Source organism: Kitasatospora atroaurantiaca (assembly GCF_007828955.1).
GTDB lineage: Bacteria > Actinomycetota > Actinomycetes > Streptomycetales > Streptomycetaceae > Kitasatospora > Kitasatospora atroaurantiaca.
Genome location: NZ_VIVR01000001.1, coordinates 1,211,671 through 1,225,927, shown reverse-complemented (window position 1 = coordinate 1,225,927; position 14,257 = coordinate 1,211,671). Strand labels below are relative to the sequence as shown.

Here is a 14,257-nt window from a genome sequence, read left to right as displayed (position 1 = left end):
TCACAGTTCCGTCCGGCGGCGTCGGATCACCACGCAGAGGTCCACCAGCGCGAAGATGGTCAGCAGTCCGCAGCAGACCGCGAAGCCGATCAGCGTGCTCTGTCTCGGCGTGCTGCCGGGCGTCGTACGGGCGGCCCACACCGCGAAACCCGCCGTCGCCAGCGCGAAGAGCGGGGTGAAGGTGACGGACAGCAGGAACCGGAGCTTCAGGTCGCTGCGGGCGGTGGCCGGTTCGGTGCCGCTGTGCCACTGCCGTGGAGTCTTCGCCGGACGCATTGCCTGATCGCCTCCGCCCCGCCGGTCTACGATTCCAGCGTACGTCCGGCGATGGAGAGGGGCAGTGGCAGTGGAGCAGGAGAGCGACTACGTCGGCCTGCCGGTCGAGGAGGCCAGGGCCCTGGCCGTCGAGCGGGGCTGGGAGCTCGTGCGGCTGCTGGAACCCGATGCGCTGATCACCATGGAGTACCGCGAGGGGCGGCTCAACTTCACCGTCCGCGAGGGTGTGGTCGAGCGCTGCTGGACCGGCTGATCACTTGTGGGCCGAACACCCGTGACGGCCGGTCATCGGCCCGGTGCCCGCCAGAGCGCGGTGATCCGCTCGTCGGCGGCGGCGAGGAGTGGTTCGACCAGGGGCAGCGCCAGCAGCACCAGCACGCCCGCCGCCCAGCCTGCGAAGACGTCCGACACCCAGTGGGTGCCGAGGTAGACGGTGGTCAGCCCGATCGAGACGGCCGTCAGGCCGGCCAGTACCGTGCCGAGGCGGCGCCAGCGGACGGCCAGATAGGCCAGCACGCCCCAGGTCACCACGGCGTTGGCGGTGTGCCCGGAGGGGAAGATCGTTCCGCCCGAGAAGAGCTCGGGGGAGCCGATGTAGTGCGCGTAGTGCGGCCCGAGCCGGCCGGTGACGATCTTCACCCCGCCGACCGTGATGTTCAGCAGCAGCAGCGCCGCCCCCATCACCAGCAGTGGCCGAGCCGTCCGGGTCCGGTACGAGCGCCACCCCAGCCAGAGGCAGGCGACGATCGCGGAGGGCCCGCGCTGGCCCGCCACGATCCAGATGTTCAGCAGCGGCTGGACGTCCGGCCAGCGCTTGTACGGCCTGAGCTGCTTCAGGGCCCAGTCGAGGTCCACCAGCGTGGTGTCGCACACCACGGCGACCACGACGAGAAGGTAGATCAGACCGGTCAGTCCGAAGAGGATGGCGTGGCGGCGGCTCATCGGCGGCCATCCGGCCTCGGGGGCGCCTGTCTCGGGGGATGGCGCATACCTGGTGTCGGAGGGTCGGGTCTGGGCTCGCACGGCCTCGACACTACCTTCTGGACCTGCGAGGACCCGGCCCGGTCCGGGATCCGTCACGCGGCTGTGACCCGTCTCTCTCCGCGAGCTCCGGCGCGTGCCCTCGGCCCGTTCGCCCGAGGGGGACGGCCGCTTCCGCAGGGTGGGGGGCCTGCGGAAGCGGCCGCCGGAGCGGCTAGCAGTGGAACTTGGCCGCCGCCCAGTCACCGTGGTCGCCGGTCTTGGTGCCGACCGCGGTGATCTTCAGATGGACCCGGTCCGCCGCGCCGAGCGGCACGGTGATGGCCAGCGGTGCCGACTGCCAGGTCACCGTGGGCGAGGTCCAGAGGGTCTTCCCGTCGGCCACCACCGAGAAGGTCACGTCGCCGTAGCCGTTGATCTCGTCGTCGATGCCGACGGTCGCGGTGAAGGACGAGCAGCGCCCGCCGGTGAGGATCTCCAGATCGGAGTCGGCGTGCGCGCCGATGCCCTTCTGGAAGACGGTCCCGTTCAGCGTGATCGGGTGGCCGTCCGCCGCACCGGTCTCGCCGTTGCTGCGGTCCCGCTCGGCCGGGCCCCAGCCGTTGGCCTGGGTCAGCCAGGGCAGGTCGCTCGCCCAGACGTCACCCGCCGGTCCGCCGCCGGGACCGCCGACCGCGCTGGCGCCGTCCAGCACCAGCTGGAAGGCCGCCGAGGTGCTGATCGCCGCCGTCTTCACCTGGACGACGCCCGTACGGTCGGCCGCGTCGTACCACCAGCCCTCGCCGGCCGCGTCGAAGGCCGCCTTGCTCGTGAGCTTCGGCAGCGCCCGCCCGCCGAGCGTGACCTGGCCGGGTGCGGTGGTGCTGTGCACGCTGAACAGGTACGGCCGCGCGGCCTGCTTGCCGGTGAAGTCACCGACGCTCGCCGAGACGTCGATCCGCACCTGGCCGGCCCCGCTGGTGGGGGCGTTCACCTCGGCGGTCTGGGTGGCGGACTTCCCCTGGCGGTGCTGCTTGGTCACCCCGTCGTCCTCGTAGAGGCTGAAACTGCTGTGCCCCTGCGGGTAGACGTCCCAGGCGAGCGGCGAGGCCGCCGTCCGGTCCAGGTAGGAGCTGATCCCGGGCCACATCGGCACCGCGGCTCCCGCCTTCACGAACAGCGGGAGCGTGTCGAGCGGCGCGCTGTACCCGTTGACGGTGGTCGGCCCCTGGTAGGTGCGGCCCGACCAGTAGTCGACCCAGGTGCCCTTGGGCAGGTAGATGCCGTCGCGCACGGAGCTGTCCGCATAGACGGGGGCGACCAGGAAGTCCTCGCCGCTGAGGAACTCGTACTTCGCGGCGTCGGTGGCCGTCACCGGGTCGTCCGGGTACTCCAGCGCCAGCGGCCGCACCGGTCCGACGCCCGTACGGTTCGCCTCGGCGGCGTAGCTGTACATGTAGGGCAGCAGCGACTCCTTGAGCTTCAGGTACTTCCGGTTGATCGAGGTGTAGGGCTCGCCGTACCGGTACGGCTGCTTGTCGCTCGGCGCCCAGCCGTCCATCGACATCACGGCCGGCAGGAAGGACTTCCACTGCAGGTCGCGGGTGTAGGTCTGGGGACTGCCGCCGAAGATGCCGTCCACGTCACCGGTGTTGTACGCCATGCCGGACATGGTGGCGCCGGCGTAGGTCGGGATCTGCCAGCGGATGTAGTCCCAGCTGCCGGACTGGTCGCCGCTCCACTGGACCCCGCAGCGCTGCGCCCCGGACCAGCTCTCGGGTGCCCAGGTGAAGCCGCGGGCGTCGCTGTTGTCCTCGATGCCCTGGTAGGCGGCCTTGCAGCCGTCGAGGGCGAACTTGTAGCCGTTGCCGACCCAGGCGACGTCCAGCTTGGCGATCCGCTGGCCCGCCTTCACCTGGTCGGCGAGCCGGCTGAGGCCGTTCTCCGTCCAGAGGCCCAGCTGCATCTTGCGCTGCTGGAGGCCCTGGGCGGTCTCGGCCAGGTTCTCGTATCCGCAGCCGTAGCCGTCGTTGACCAGCATCCAGCCGTTGGGCATGTCGTTCTTGACGTAGTCGTCGGCCACCTTGAGCGCGTCCAGGGTGTGCCGCTCGCCCCGGTTGGCGTTGTGCAGGTAGCAGTCCGAGTCGCCCATCTCCAGGCCGTAGACGGGCGGCAGGAACGGTTTGCCGGTGAGCGAGGTGTACTGGCCGATCACGTCCTTGGCACCGGCTCCGGCGAAGTAGTACGCGTCGAAGCGCATCTCCTGCTCGGTGGTGGTGACCGGGTCGTTGAAGGCGTAGGTGCCGGGGGCGTAGGTGTTGCGGAAGACCCCGTAACCGGCCGAGGAGAGGTAGAACGGCACCGAGTTGGGGTGCCCGCCCTCGTTCCAGTTGTAGTCGACGCCGATCTGGACGGTCTTCCCCCGGTGGGAGAAGGAGCCGTTCTGCTCACCGGCGCCGAAGTACTGCTCGGTGGCGCCCCTGGCCAGGGTCTGGGTGGTGGCCTTGCCGTCCCAGGACAGCGGCTTGGACTCCTCCCAGACCTTCGTCCCGTCGGCCCGGTACAGGGCGAACCGCAGCGCCGCCTTGTAGACCCGCAGGGTGACCTTGCCGGTGGATATCTCGTAGCGGTCGCCCGCGTCGCGCCAGCTGGTGGCGGGCGGGGCGCCCTGCGGCAGGACGACGTCCGAGCCGGTGGGGTCGGTGAAGGGGCCGTTGGGGGACAGCTCGATCCGGAAGACCTGGTCGGTCACGAAGCTGACCCGGGCCTTGGCGGTGCCCGCGGAGACGGCGTACACCGCACCGTTGGCGCTGAATCCGGTGACCGCACCGGCGGTGCCGGCCGCCGCGGCGGCGGGGGTGGACAGGGCCGGGGAGACGGTGGCCCCGGCCAGGGCGAGTACGGCGGCTAAGGCCACGGAGGCGGGCCGCATTCGCCAGGCTTGCAAAGTTCTGCGCATATGCACCTCTCATCATGCAAGAACGAGCACTGATGAGCAGGTATAGCGCACCGAGTGGCGCTTGACCACACCCCCGCGGGCGCGGAACGCACTCAGGCCCCGCCGGGGGGCGGGGCCTGAGTGGTGAGTGAGTGGGTTGATCAGGGCAGCACACGTTCGACGGCTGCGGCGCCGTACTTCGCGAGGTCCTGCCGGGCCTTCTCGATGAGTGCCGGGGTGGGCGTGCGCCCCGAGGCCATCACGAGGTCCTCGGGGTCGACCGGGTGTTCGGCACCCGTGTGCAGCAGATGGTCCGGCGTGGGGTAGGAATCGACGTCGGTGGGCTCGTTCATGCAGTGCCTCCCGGGGAATCCGAGCGCCGGCCGGGCCCGACCCGGTCGGTCGCCGTGCCTGTCGCAGGTGACAGGTCTCCGCACCCCGAGTGTCCACCCGGACGGCCCCGAACGCACAGTGGCGCGCCTTGCGATCAGTTCTGAGCTGCCCGGTCGGCTACGCCTTGGGGTGGAAACGCAGGCGTAGCAGCCGTACCCAGGGCGACCGGCGGGACGGCTGAGGCGGTCGGCCGGTGACCTCGCGCTGGATGTTGTCGAACAGGTCGTGGAGCAGGGCCTCGTGCAGCCACCGGATCGCCAGCGGCCACAGCAGGCGCATTCCGCCCTCGACTCGCCCCTCGGCGGTGTGGACGACCTGACAGCGCTCCGGTCCGTCGGTGACGACCAGGAACTCGTGCCAGCCGCTGAGGCCGAGCCCGGGGGCGAAGGTGAACCGCACCCGTCGCCCGGGCTCGTACTCGCTCACGGAGTACCGGATCCTGCCGTGCCCACCGCTCGACCCGACGGCGAGACCGGCGTCGAGGCGCAGGGGCGACCAGGCGGGGACGGGCCAGATCCGGTCCTGCGGTGTGCTCAGCAGGGCCAGGAGGGCGCCCACCTCCGCAGCGGGTGCGTCGATCGTGCGGCGCTGGGTGTTCTGCACGTTTCCTCCTCGGCGCGCCTCCATACGGCGGCGTATGGAATGGACCGTACGCTAGCGTATGGACATGGAGCAAGAGCGACGACGGCTGACCGCGGACGACTGGGCGGCGGCTGCGCTCACGGCACTCGGGGAGGGCGGGCTCGCCGCGGTGGCCGTCGAGCCGCTGGCCGCGCGGCTCGGCACCACGAAGGGCAGCTTCTACTGGCACTTCGCCAATCGGGAGGCGCTCGTCGTCGCCGCGCTCTCGCTCTGGGAGGAGCGGTTCACCGAGGCGGCCATCGCGGCGCTGGCCACCGAGCCGGACCCGGTGGCCCGATTGCGCATGCTGTTCACGCGGGTGAGCGAGGACGCGGGGGAGAACGCCGTGGCCGTCAACGTGCTCGCCTCGGCCGACCACCGGCTCGTCGCGCCCGTGGTGCGCCGCGTGGTGAAACGGCGGATCGACTACATCGTCGGGCTGTTCGAGGAGATCGGCTTTCCGCCGGACGTCGCGGTCCATCGCGCGACGCTGGGTTACACGGCTTACGTCGGTCACGACCAGCTGGCCGCCCGGTTGCCGGGGGTGCTGCCGCTGGACGACGCCGATCGGCTGGCAGGCTACATCGACTCCGTGCTCGACCTCCTGCTCCACGACGCCCCGAGTTGTCAGAGGCTCCGCCAGTAGGCAACCGATCAGCCACGAAAGGGGCGCGGGGAACTGCGCGAGATCGGAAGGCAACGGCCTGTGCCCTACCGCTTCGCGCAGTTCCCCGCGCCCCTGAAAGATTGCCGAGCTGCCTGTCGGCGGAGGCGCTCAGTCGAGCGGGCCGCCCGCGACGTAGATGACCTGGCCGGAGACGAATCCGGCGCCCTCGCTCGCGAGGAACGAGATGGTGTGCGCGATGTCCTCCGGCACGCCGACCCGGTTGACCGGGATCTGGGTGGCCGCGGCCTGCTTGAAGGCCTCGAACTCCATGCCCACCCGCGCGGCGGTGGCGGCCGTCATGTCGGTCGCGATGAAGCCGGGGGCGACGGCGTTGGCCGTGATGCCGAACTTGCCGAGCTCGATGGCCAGGGTCTTGGTGAAGCCCTGCAGGCCGGCCTTGGCGGCGGAGTAGTTGGCCTGGCCGCGGTTGCCCTGGGCCGAGGAGGAGGACAGGTTGACGATGCGTCCGAAGCCGGCGTCCACCATGTGCTTCTGGACCGCACGGGTCATCAGGAAGGCGCCCCTGAGGTGCACGTTCATGACGGTGTCCCAGTCCGACTCGGACATCTTGAACAGCAGGTTGTCGCGGAGCACCCCGGCGTTGTTGACCAGGACGACCGGCGTGCCGAGCTCGGCCGCGATCCGGTCCACGGCCGCCTGGACCTGCTCGGCGTCGGACACGTCGGCCCCGACGGCCAGCGCCCGGCCGCCCGCCGCGACGATCTTGTCGACGGTGTCCTTGCCCGCAGACTCCTCCAGGTCGACCACGGCGACGGCGTACCCGTCGGCGGCCAGCCGCTGAGCGGTCGCGGCGCCGATTCCGCGCGCCGCGCCGGTCACGATCGCGACGCGGGGGCTGGTGCTCTGCTCGGTCATTCTCGTACTCGTCTCTCTCGGTGGGGTGACGGGCCCGGCCGCCACCGGGGGAACGGCCCTACCCGGAAGGGTGGTGATGAGAGCGCTGCGCGGACACCCTACCGGCGGGTAGCGTTCCGGACCAGAGTGCAGAGTCGCAGGTGACAGAGGGTAAGGGTGATCGTCGGCGGACTTCTGATCGAACGAGTGGTCGTGACCGCGACATGCGGCGGAAATATGCCAACTTCACCGAACAAGCGTCTACTATTGGCCCCCGCCTGCCAGCGCGGGCCGACCGTTTGTATAGTGTGCGCCAGCAGCCACCGGCTGCACGGCTGGCGTGCCTACCCTCACAGCGTGGCGCTCACTCGCCGTTACTGCCCCGCCCGGGTGTCCCACACACACCGGGTGTGACATCGGGACGGATTCATGGTGCTGGGGGAGATCCCGACGACCCGCGTGACCGGTCGACTGCAGCAGTCGCCCGGACACCTCATCCGCGTGGCCCAGCAGGTGCACACCCGCTTGTGGTCCGAGCACGTCGGAAACGAGCTGACGGCTCCGCAGTTCGCCGTCCTGCTCGCGCTGGCGCTCGAACCAGGCGCGGACCAGCGCACCGTCGGTGAGCGGGCCTCGCTCGACAAGGCGACGATGGCCGAGATGGTCGCCCGGCTGGTCCGGCGCGGCCTGGTGCTGCGCCGTCGTGACCCGGCGGACGGCCGGCGCAAGCTGCTGGCCCTCTCGCAGAACGGTGCACAGGCAGTCCGTGAGGCCACCGGCGGAGTGGTCCGCGTGCAGCGCACGCTCTTCGAGCCGCTCAGCCCGGACGAGCAGCTCGAACTCGTCCGTGTGATGGCCAAGATAGCCCGGCTGGAGCCCGCCGCCGTGGCCGCACTGACCGACGCCCGCCCGCTGCTGGACGCCCAGCGCGCGGTCGGGTACCTGATCCGGGTCAGCCAGCAGGTGCACACCAAGCTGTGGTCCGAGAAGGTCGGTTCCGACCTGACCGCGCCGCAGTACGCGGTGCTGGACGCGCTCGAGTCGGAGCCCGGGGCGGACCAGCGCACCGTCGGCGAGCTGGCCTCGCTGGACAAGGCGACGATGGCCGAGATGGTCAGCCGGCTGGTCCGGCGCGGCCTGGTGCTGCGCCGCCGGGACCCTTCGGACGGGCGGCGCAACCTGCTCTCGCTCTCGCCGGCCGGTCAGGACCTGCTGCACCGCTCGGCGGCCGGGGTGCGGGAGGTGCAGGAGCTGCTGCTCTCCCCGCTGGAGACGCACGAGCACGAGACCGCGATGGTGCTGCTCGCCAAGGCGGCCCGGCTGTAACGATTCGCCTGAATTCGTCCCGGCAGTAACGATTTGCCAGGCCGGCAGAGAGGCCGTCACCCCTGCGGGTGACGGCCTCTCTGCCGTCGGGGCGTCAGTTCCAGTCGAAACCCTGCGGGTCCGGGCCGAGGCGCTTGCCGGTCTCCACCGTGGCGATCGCGGCCAGGTCGTCGGCGTCCAGCTCGAATCCGGCCACGTCGAGGTTCTCCCTGATCCGGGAGGGCGTCACGGACTTCGGGATCGCGATGATGCCGCTCTGCAGGTGCCAGCGGAGCACCACCTGGGCCACCGTGCGGCCGTGCTTCTCGGCGATCTTCGCCAGGACGGGCTCGCTCAGGAGCGACTTGCCCTGGCCGAGCGGGCTCCACGCCTCCGTCGCGATGCCGTGCTTGGCGTGGTACTCGCGCAGCTCGGCCTGCGGGAAGTGCGGGTGCAGCTCGACCTGGTTGAGGACCGGTACGACCGAGCTCTCCTGCAGCAGCACGTCGAGCTGCTCGGGGCCGAAGTTGGAGACACCGACCGACCTGACCCGGCCGTTGGCGGCCAGCTTCTCGAAGGCCTTCCAGATGTTCAGGAAGCTGCCGTGCATCGGGCGCGGCCAGTGGATCAGGTACAGGTCGACGTAGTCCAGGCCGAGCTTGGCGAGCGACTCGTCGAAGGCCCGGAGCACCGCGTCCTGCCCCTGCTGGCCCGACCAGTCCCTGGTGCCCGAGTTCCACAGCTTGGTGGTGATGTACAGCTCCTCGCGGGGCACGCCCGCCTCCGCGATCGCCTGGCCGGTGCCGGCCTCGTTCTCGTAGATCGCGGCGGTGTCGATGCTCCGGTAGCCGGCCTCGACGGCGGTGCGGACCGCCGTCGCCGCCTCGGCGTCCGGCACCTGCCACACCCCGAAGCCGAGCTGCGGGATCCGGGTGCCGTTGTTGAGGGTGACGTTGGGGATGGTGCTCACTGGAAGGGGTGCCCTCCGGATCGTCGAATAGTGCCGGACGGGACCAACCCCGGCCTGGCCCGTTTTGTTCCCGGACGGCGGTGCTTCACCGGAACCGGTGAATGTTCCGCGGCCCTGACACTCCGTAAGGCCTGACGAAGCCGGACACGGCTCGGGTTCCGGGAAAACCTGTTGCGTACGTCACTTCGTGCCCGGCAGGCTCGATGCCCATGACGTCCTGACCAGTACTCCGCCGTCGCCACCTTCCCGCCCTGGCTGCGCATCGCGCCGGGCGGCCCCGCCGCGCCCGCGATCCGGGCCGCGCTCGAGCACCCCCTGCCCGTACCACCCCGCAACGGAGCGTCATGCCGCTCAGACCTCTGCCGATGCCCGATCCCGGCAGTCCCGATCTCACCTCACCGCTCGCCTTCCTGCGCTGGCTCCAGCGCAGCCAGCGCCGCGGCCAACTGCTCGCCACCTGGTGGGGCGTCCTGGAGATGGGCTGTCAGGCAGCCCTCCCGCTGGCGCTCGGCCTGGGCATCCAGGCCGCCGTGGACGGCGACACCGCGGGCATCTGGCGGGCCGGCGGCCTTGCCCTCGCGCTCGCCGTCCTGCAGTCCGTCGGCGGCGTCTGCCTGCACCGCCAGGCCGTCTGGAACTGGATCACCGCAGCCTCCCAGGTCCGCCAGCTGGTGGCCCGCCAGGCCTCCCGCCTCGGCGCCGGCCTCTCCCGGCGGATCGCCACCGGTGAGATCGTCGCCGTGAGCAGCGGCGACGTGGAGAAGATCGGCTGGTACGTAGAGCTGATCGCCCGGGTGCGCGCCGCCGTGCTGGTCTGGCTCGGCGTCAGCCTGGTCGTGCTGGTCGACCAGCCCCTGCTGGGCGTCGCCGTGCTGCTCGGCGTCCCCGTCCTGGCCGTCTCCGTCTGGCCGCTGCTCGCGCCCTTCGAACGCCGCTACAGCGAGCAGCGCGCCCTCGGCGGCAAGGCCACCGAGCTCGCCGCCGACACCGTGGCGGGCCTTCGTGTCCTGCGCGGCATCGGCGGCGAGGAGCTGTTCCTGGAGCGGTACCGCGCCGCCTCCCAGAAGGTCCGCGGCGCCGCCGTCCGCAGCGCGCGGATCTGGGCCCTGATGCAGGCTCAGCAGGTGCTGCTGCCCGGCCTGTTCGTGGTCGGCGTCACCTGGTACGGAGCCGTGCTCGCCGTCGACGGGCGGATCGGCGTCGGCGAGCTGGTCGCCGTGTACGGAGCGACGGCCTTCCTGGCCGCCCCGCTGCGCATCCTCGGCGAGGCCGCGCACGCCTGGAGCGTCGCCCGGGTCTCGGCCGGCCGGGCCACCCGGGTGCTCGGCCTGAGCCGGACGGCCGACGAGTCAGGGATCACCGAGTCCCTGGCCGGGCCCCTCGGCCGGCCCGGGCGGGCCGACCTGCACGACCCGGTCACCGGTCTCACGGCCCGCGCCGGCCGGCTCACCGCGGTGGTCTGCGGCGACCCGGACCTCGCCGGTGAGCTGGCCGCCCGCCTCGGCGGCCATGTCCCGCTCGCCGAGGGCGAGCAGGCCGAGCCCTCGGTGAAGCTGGGCGGCGTCCCGCTCGACGCGGTGCCGCTGGCCGAGGCACGGGCGGCCGTGCTGGTGCACGACAAGGAGCCGGTGCTGCTCTCCGGCACCCTGGCCGCGCTGTTCGACGTGCCCGCCTCCGGGCGGATCGCGCCGGCCGACGCGATGGCGGCCGCCCAGGCGGACGACGTACTGGAGGCCCTGGTCGACGGCTCGCCCGAATGCGGGGGAGACGCGATGCAGGCCCGGGTCACCGAGCGCGGCCGCTCGCTCTCCGGCGGTCAGCGGCAGCGCCTGGCGCTGGCCCGATCGCTGGTCGCCGACCCGCCGGTGCTGGTCATGGACGAGCCCACCAGCGCGGTGGACGCCCACACCGAGTCCCGGATCGCGGCCGGCCTGCGCAAGATCCGCAGTGAGCGGACCACGGTGGTCTTCGCCACCAGCCCGCTGCTGCTCGACCAGGCCGACACGGTGGTCCTGATCCACGAGGGCAGGGTCGCCGCCAGCGGCAGCCACCGCGAGCTCCTGCACACCCATCAGCACTACCGGGCCGTGGTCACCCGCGAAGAGGATCCCATCAAGGAGACGGTATGAAGCCCCCCGCCATCCAGGAGCGCGGGCCGGCCACGATGCTGCCCGTCGGCTCGCCGTCCGCCGTGCGCGCGTACGTGCGGCTGCTCGCCCGCAGGCACCGGGCGGGCTTCGGGGCCGTGATCGCCCTGCACACCGTCTCGACCGTCGCGGGCCTGGTCGGCCCGTGGGTGCTCGGCTCGCTGGTCCAGGAGCTCAGCGCCGGGACGGCGGAGGGGAAGATCCTCTCGGCCGTCGGCTGGTACCTGCTCGCGCTGCTCGTCCAGTCCGCCTTCATGGGCTGGTCCCGGCTGCGCGGCGGGGTGCTCGGCGAGGAGGTGCTGGCCGATCTCCGGGAGGACTTCCTGGTCCGCTCGGTCGCCCTGCCGCCGGGCGTGCTGGAGCGGGCCGGCACCGGAGACCTGGTCTCCCGGGGCACCACCGACATCGACCGGCTCTCCAAGTCGGTGCGCGAGGCCGTCCCCGAGCTCGCCGTGGCCCTGGTCTCGGTGGTCCTGGTGCTCGGCGCCCTGGTCGTCACCTCGCCGCTGCTCGCCCTCACCGCCGTGGTCGGCCTGCCGCTGCTGCTGCTCACCTCCCGCTGGTACTTCCGGCGAGCCCCGGAGTCCTACCGCGCCGAGTCGGCGGGGTACGCGGCGGTCAACACCGTGCTGGCCGAGACGGTGGATGCCGGGCGGACGGTCGAGGCGCTGCGCCTCGGTGACGAGCGGGTCCGTCTGACGGACCGCAAGATCGCGGAGTGGCTCAGCTGGGAGCGGTACACCATGTGGCTGCGCACCCTGTGGTTCCCGAGCGTGGACGCCACCTACGCCCTTGCGGTGCTCGCCACCCTGACCCTCGGCGGCGTCTACACCGTGAAGGGCTGGATCGACGTCGGCCAGCTGACCACCGGGGTGCTCTACGCCCAGGCGCTCACCCACCCCGTCGACCTCATCCTGCGCTGGTACGACGAGCTCCAGGTCGGCCAGGCCTCGCTGGCCCGGCTGGTCGGCGTCCGCGAGGTCGAGGACCCGGAGACCGACGAGGACAGCCACCCGAAGGGCCGTCAGGTCACCGCCTCCGAGGTCCGCTTCGGCTACCGCGAGGGCGCGGACGTGCTGCACGGCATCAGCCTGGACGTCGCCCCTGGCAGCCGGGTCGCCCTGGTCGGCCCGTCCGGCGCGGGCAAGTCGACCCTGGGCCGGCTGCTCGCGGGCATCTACGCCCCGGGCCGGGGCAGCGTCACCCTCGGCGGCGCACCGCTGGCCAGGATGCCCGCCGAGCGGGTCCGGGCCCAGGTCGCGCTGGTCAACCAGGAGCACCACGTCTTCGTCGGCACCCTGCGGGACAACCTCAGGCTCGCCCGGCCGGACGCGGACGACACCGAGCTGCGCGCGGCGCTGGACGCGGTGGACGCCGGCGAGTGGGCGGACGCGCTGCCCGAGGGGCTGGACACCGAGGTCGGCTCCGGCGGTACGGCGCTGACACCCCCGCAGGCCCAGCAGCTCGCGCTGGCCCGGCTGGTGCTGGCCGACCCGCACACCCTCGTCCTGGACGAGGCGACCTCGCTGCTCGACCCGCGTGCCGCCCGGCACCTGGAGCGCTCGCTGTCCCGGGTGCTGGAGGGGCGGACGGTGATCGCGATCGCCCACCGCCTGCACACCGCGCACGACGCGGACGTGATCGCGGTGGTCGAGCAGGGCCGGATCAGCGAGTACGGGGCCCACCCCGAACTCGTGGCGGCCGGCGGCCCGTACGCGGCGCTCTGGCGCTCCTGGCGGGACGAGGGGTAACCCGCACGGGTGCACCCCGCTACGCCGCCCGGGTCAGTCCCGGGCGGCGTCGGCCGGGGTGAGCCCCCGAGCGGCGCAGACTGCCCGTGTGACCAAGACTTCAGGCGGTTCGTCATCACGCGGGTCCAGGAAGGGCGAGATCGCGGGCATCCCGAACAGGGTGATCGCGATCGGGGTGATCGTGATCCTGGCGGTCTGGTTCCTGTTCGCCAACCTCGAGAGGGTGAAGATCCAGTTCTGGGTCTTCACCGTCACCGCCCCGCTCTGGATCGCCCTGCTGGCCACCCTGGCCGCGGGCGCTGTGCTCGGCTGGCTCCTCAAGGGCCGGAGCGAGAGGTAGACCCCGTCTCGACGGTGGGGACGGGTCTTCCCCCGGAGCCGCAGTAGCGGGACACTTGAACACTTAAGGGGCTGACGGGATGTTGGCCCGGCATCCCAAGTTCTGCTTATGATTTCGGTGTGTTCGACTCACGGCACATCAGGACCTTCCACGAGGTCGTCAGCACCGGTTCCTACTCGGCGGCCGCCCGTGCCCTCGGCTACACCCAGCCCGCCATCACCCAGCAGATGAAGGCGCTGGAACGCTCCGTCGGCGTACCGCTCTTCACCCGGGCCGGCCGGGGGCTGCGTCTCACCGAGGCCGGCGAGGCACTCTCCCGGCACGCCGAGGTGATCCTCGGCAGTCTCAACGCCGCCCAGCAGCAGCTCGGCGCGCTCTCCCGGCTGCGCGCCGGGCGGGTACGGCTCTGCGCCTTCCCCAGTGCCAACGCCACCCTGATCCCCGAGGCGATGGCCCGGCTGCTCGCCGAGCACCCCGGCGTCCGGGTCGAGCTGCTCGAGGCCGAGCCGCCGGACTCGGTGCAGCGGCTGCTGCGCGGCGAGTGCGACATCGCGCTGGCCTTCAGCTACCCCGGTGCCTCGGGCGAGACCCCGTCCGAGCTGGTCGAGATCCCGCTGATGGAGGATCAGCTGACCATCCTGCTGCCGGTCGGCCACCAGCTCGCCCGGCGGCACGCCGTACGGCTCGCCGACCTGGCGCAGGAGCGCTGGATCGCCGGCTGCCCGCGCTGCCGCGCCAATCTGCTGCAGGTCTGCGCGGAGGAGGGCTTCGCCCCGGACGTCGTCTTCACCACCGACGACAACCTCGCCGTGCAGAGCCTGGTCGCGGCAGGCGTCGGCATCGCCCTGATGCCCGCCCTGGTCCTCTCCTTCATGTGCCACCGCAAGGTCACCGGCCGGCTGGTCGAGCCGCACCTGCGCCGCCAGGTCTGCGCGTACGTGCTGCGCGAGCACCTGCGGGTCCCGGCCACCGCACTGGTGCTGGACGAGCTGCGCCGCGCGGCGGCGGCGCGAGTGGGCTGCTGATCCATAAGC

General features: G+C 71.9%; 14 protein-coding genes. 7 read left to right on the top strand and 7 right to left on the bottom strand.

The window, feature by feature from the left end; translation table 11 throughout:
• Positions 1-276, bottom strand: coding sequence for a DUF6343 family protein (locus tag FB465_RS05585; protein WP_145788133.1), 276 nt, complete (start codon positions 274-276; stop codon positions 1-3).
• 64 nt (positions 277-340) lie between these two features.
• Here FB465_RS05585 and FB465_RS05580 point away from each other — a divergent pair, with 64 nt between their 5' ends.
• Positions 341-529 (top strand): I78 family peptidase inhibitor, encoded by a 189-nt coding sequence (locus FB465_RS05580; protein WP_145788131.1) that lies wholly within the window; start codon positions 341-343, stop codon positions 527-529.
• Positions 530-561: 32 nt separating this feature from the next.
• Here the strand turns inward: FB465_RS05580 and FB465_RS05575 are convergent, their stop codons facing one another.
• The 4 genes from FB465_RS05575 to FB465_RS05560 form a co-directional block, all read right to left on the bottom strand.
• Complete coding sequence (locus tag FB465_RS05575) at positions 562-1,218, bottom strand: phosphatase PAP2 family protein (protein WP_145788130.1); 657 nt, start codon at positions 1,216-1,218, stop codon at positions 562-564.
• A gap of 253 nt (positions 1,219-1,471) precedes the next feature.
• Positions 1,472-4,168 (bottom strand): NPCBM/NEW2 domain-containing protein, encoded by a 2,697-nt coding sequence (locus FB465_RS05570; RefSeq protein ID WP_145788128.1) that lies wholly within the window; start codon positions 4,166-4,168, stop codon positions 1,472-1,474.
• A gap of 167 nt (positions 4,169-4,335) precedes the next feature.
• Entirely contained in the window at positions 4,336-4,527 is a 192-nt protein-coding gene (locus FB465_RS05565) for a hypothetical protein (protein WP_145788126.1), read from the bottom strand.
• Between the two features lie 157 nt (positions 4,528-4,684).
• Complete coding sequence (locus tag FB465_RS05560; RefSeq protein WP_145788125.1) at positions 4,685-5,170, bottom strand: SRPBCC family protein; 486 nt, start codon at positions 5,168-5,170, stop codon at positions 4,685-4,687.
• A gap of 64 nt (positions 5,171-5,234) precedes the next feature.
• On the opposite strand from FB465_RS05560, the gene FB465_RS05555 reads away from it, so the two are divergent.
• Complete coding sequence (locus tag FB465_RS05555; protein ID WP_246192522.1) at positions 5,235-5,834, top strand: TetR/AcrR family transcriptional regulator; 600 nt, start codon at positions 5,235-5,237, stop codon at positions 5,832-5,834.
• Between the two features lie 129 nt (positions 5,835-5,963).
• Here FB465_RS05555 and fabG read toward each other — a convergent pair whose 3' ends face one another.
• Complete coding sequence (fabG, locus tag FB465_RS05550; RefSeq protein ID WP_145788121.1) at positions 5,964-6,731, bottom strand: 3-oxoacyl-ACP reductase FabG; 768 nt, start codon at positions 6,729-6,731, stop codon at positions 5,964-5,966.
• Positions 6,732-7,139: 408 nt separating this feature from the next.
• On the opposite strand from fabG, the gene FB465_RS05545 reads away from it, so the two are divergent.
• Positions 7,140-8,036, top strand: a complete 897-nt coding sequence (locus FB465_RS05545; RefSeq protein ID WP_145788119.1) for a MarR family winged helix-turn-helix transcriptional regulator — start codon at positions 7,140-7,142, stop codon at positions 8,034-8,036.
• Between the two features lie 94 nt (positions 8,037-8,130).
• Here the strand turns inward: FB465_RS05545 and FB465_RS05540 are convergent, their stop codons facing one another.
• Positions 8,131-8,985 carry an aldo/keto reductase gene (locus FB465_RS05540; protein ID WP_145788118.1) on the bottom strand — a complete coding sequence of 285 codons (855 nt, stop codon included), beginning with the start codon at positions 8,983-8,985 and terminating at the stop codon, positions 8,131-8,133.
• 344 nt (positions 8,986-9,329) lie between these two features.
• Here FB465_RS05540 and FB465_RS05535 point away from each other — a divergent pair, with 344 nt between their 5' ends.
• The 4 genes from FB465_RS05535 (at position 9,330) to FB465_RS05520 (ending at position 14,248) form a co-directional block, all read left to right on the top strand.
• Positions 9,330-11,114 carry an ABC transporter transmembrane domain-containing protein gene (locus FB465_RS05535; protein WP_145788116.1) on the top strand — a complete coding sequence of 595 codons (1,785 nt, stop codon included), beginning with the start codon at positions 9,330-9,332 and terminating at the stop codon, positions 11,112-11,114.
• On the top strand, positions 11,111-12,883 hold the full coding sequence (locus FB465_RS05530) for an ABC transporter ATP-binding protein (RefSeq protein ID WP_145788114.1): 1,773 nt from the start codon (positions 11,111-11,113) through the stop codon (positions 12,881-12,883). Before FB465_RS05535 ends, FB465_RS05530 begins: the two co-directional genes overlap by 4 nt.
• A gap of 88 nt (positions 12,884-12,971) precedes the next feature.
• Positions 12,972-13,223 carry a lipopolysaccharide assembly protein LapA domain-containing protein gene (locus tag FB465_RS05525; protein ID WP_145788112.1) on the top strand — a complete coding sequence of 84 codons (252 nt, stop codon included), beginning with the start codon at positions 12,972-12,974 and terminating at the stop codon, positions 13,221-13,223.
• A 119-nt stretch (positions 13,224-13,342) separates the two neighbouring features.
• On the top strand, positions 13,343-14,248 hold the full coding sequence (locus FB465_RS05520; protein ID WP_145788111.1) for a LysR family transcriptional regulator: 906 nt from the start codon (positions 13,343-13,345) through the stop codon (positions 14,246-14,248).
• The last annotated feature ends 9 nt before the right edge of the window (positions 14,249-14,257 follow it).

Bases quoted from the DNA above. Each gene is read 5' to 3' on its own strand.
- FB465_RS05545 (WP_145788119.1), top strand. From the start codon at position 7,140: ATGGTGCTGGGGGAGATCCCGACGACCCGCGTGACCGGTCGACTGCAG.
- FB465_RS05555 (WP_246192522.1), top strand. From the start codon at position 5,235: ATGGAGCAAGAGCGACGACGGCTGACCGCGGACGACTGGGCGGCGGCT.
- FB465_RS05530 (WP_145788114.1), top strand. From the start codon at position 11,111: ATGAAGCCCCCCGCCATCCAGGAGCGCGGGCCGGCCACGATGCTGCCC.
- FB465_RS05535 (WP_145788116.1), top strand. From the start codon at position 9,330: ATGCCGCTCAGACCTCTGCCGATGCCCGATCCCGGCAGTCCCGATCTC.
- FB465_RS05575 (WP_145788130.1), bottom strand. From the start codon at position 1,218: ATGAGCCGCCGCCACGCCATCCTCTTCGGACTGACCGGTCTGATCTAC.
- FB465_RS05565 (WP_145788126.1), bottom strand. From the start codon at position 4,527: ATGAACGAGCCCACCGACGTCGATTCCTACCCCACGCCGGACCATCTG.
- FB465_RS05570 (WP_145788128.1), bottom strand. From the start codon at position 4,168: ATGCGGCCCGCCTCCGTGGCCTTAGCCGCCGTACTCGCCCTGGCCGGG.
- fabG (WP_145788121.1), bottom strand. From the start codon at position 6,731: ATGACCGAGCAGAGCACCAGCCCCCGCGTCGCGATCGTGACCGGCGCG.
- FB465_RS05585 (WP_145788133.1), bottom strand. From the start codon at position 276: ATGCGTCCGGCGAAGACTCCACGGCAGTGGCACAGCGGCACCGAACCG.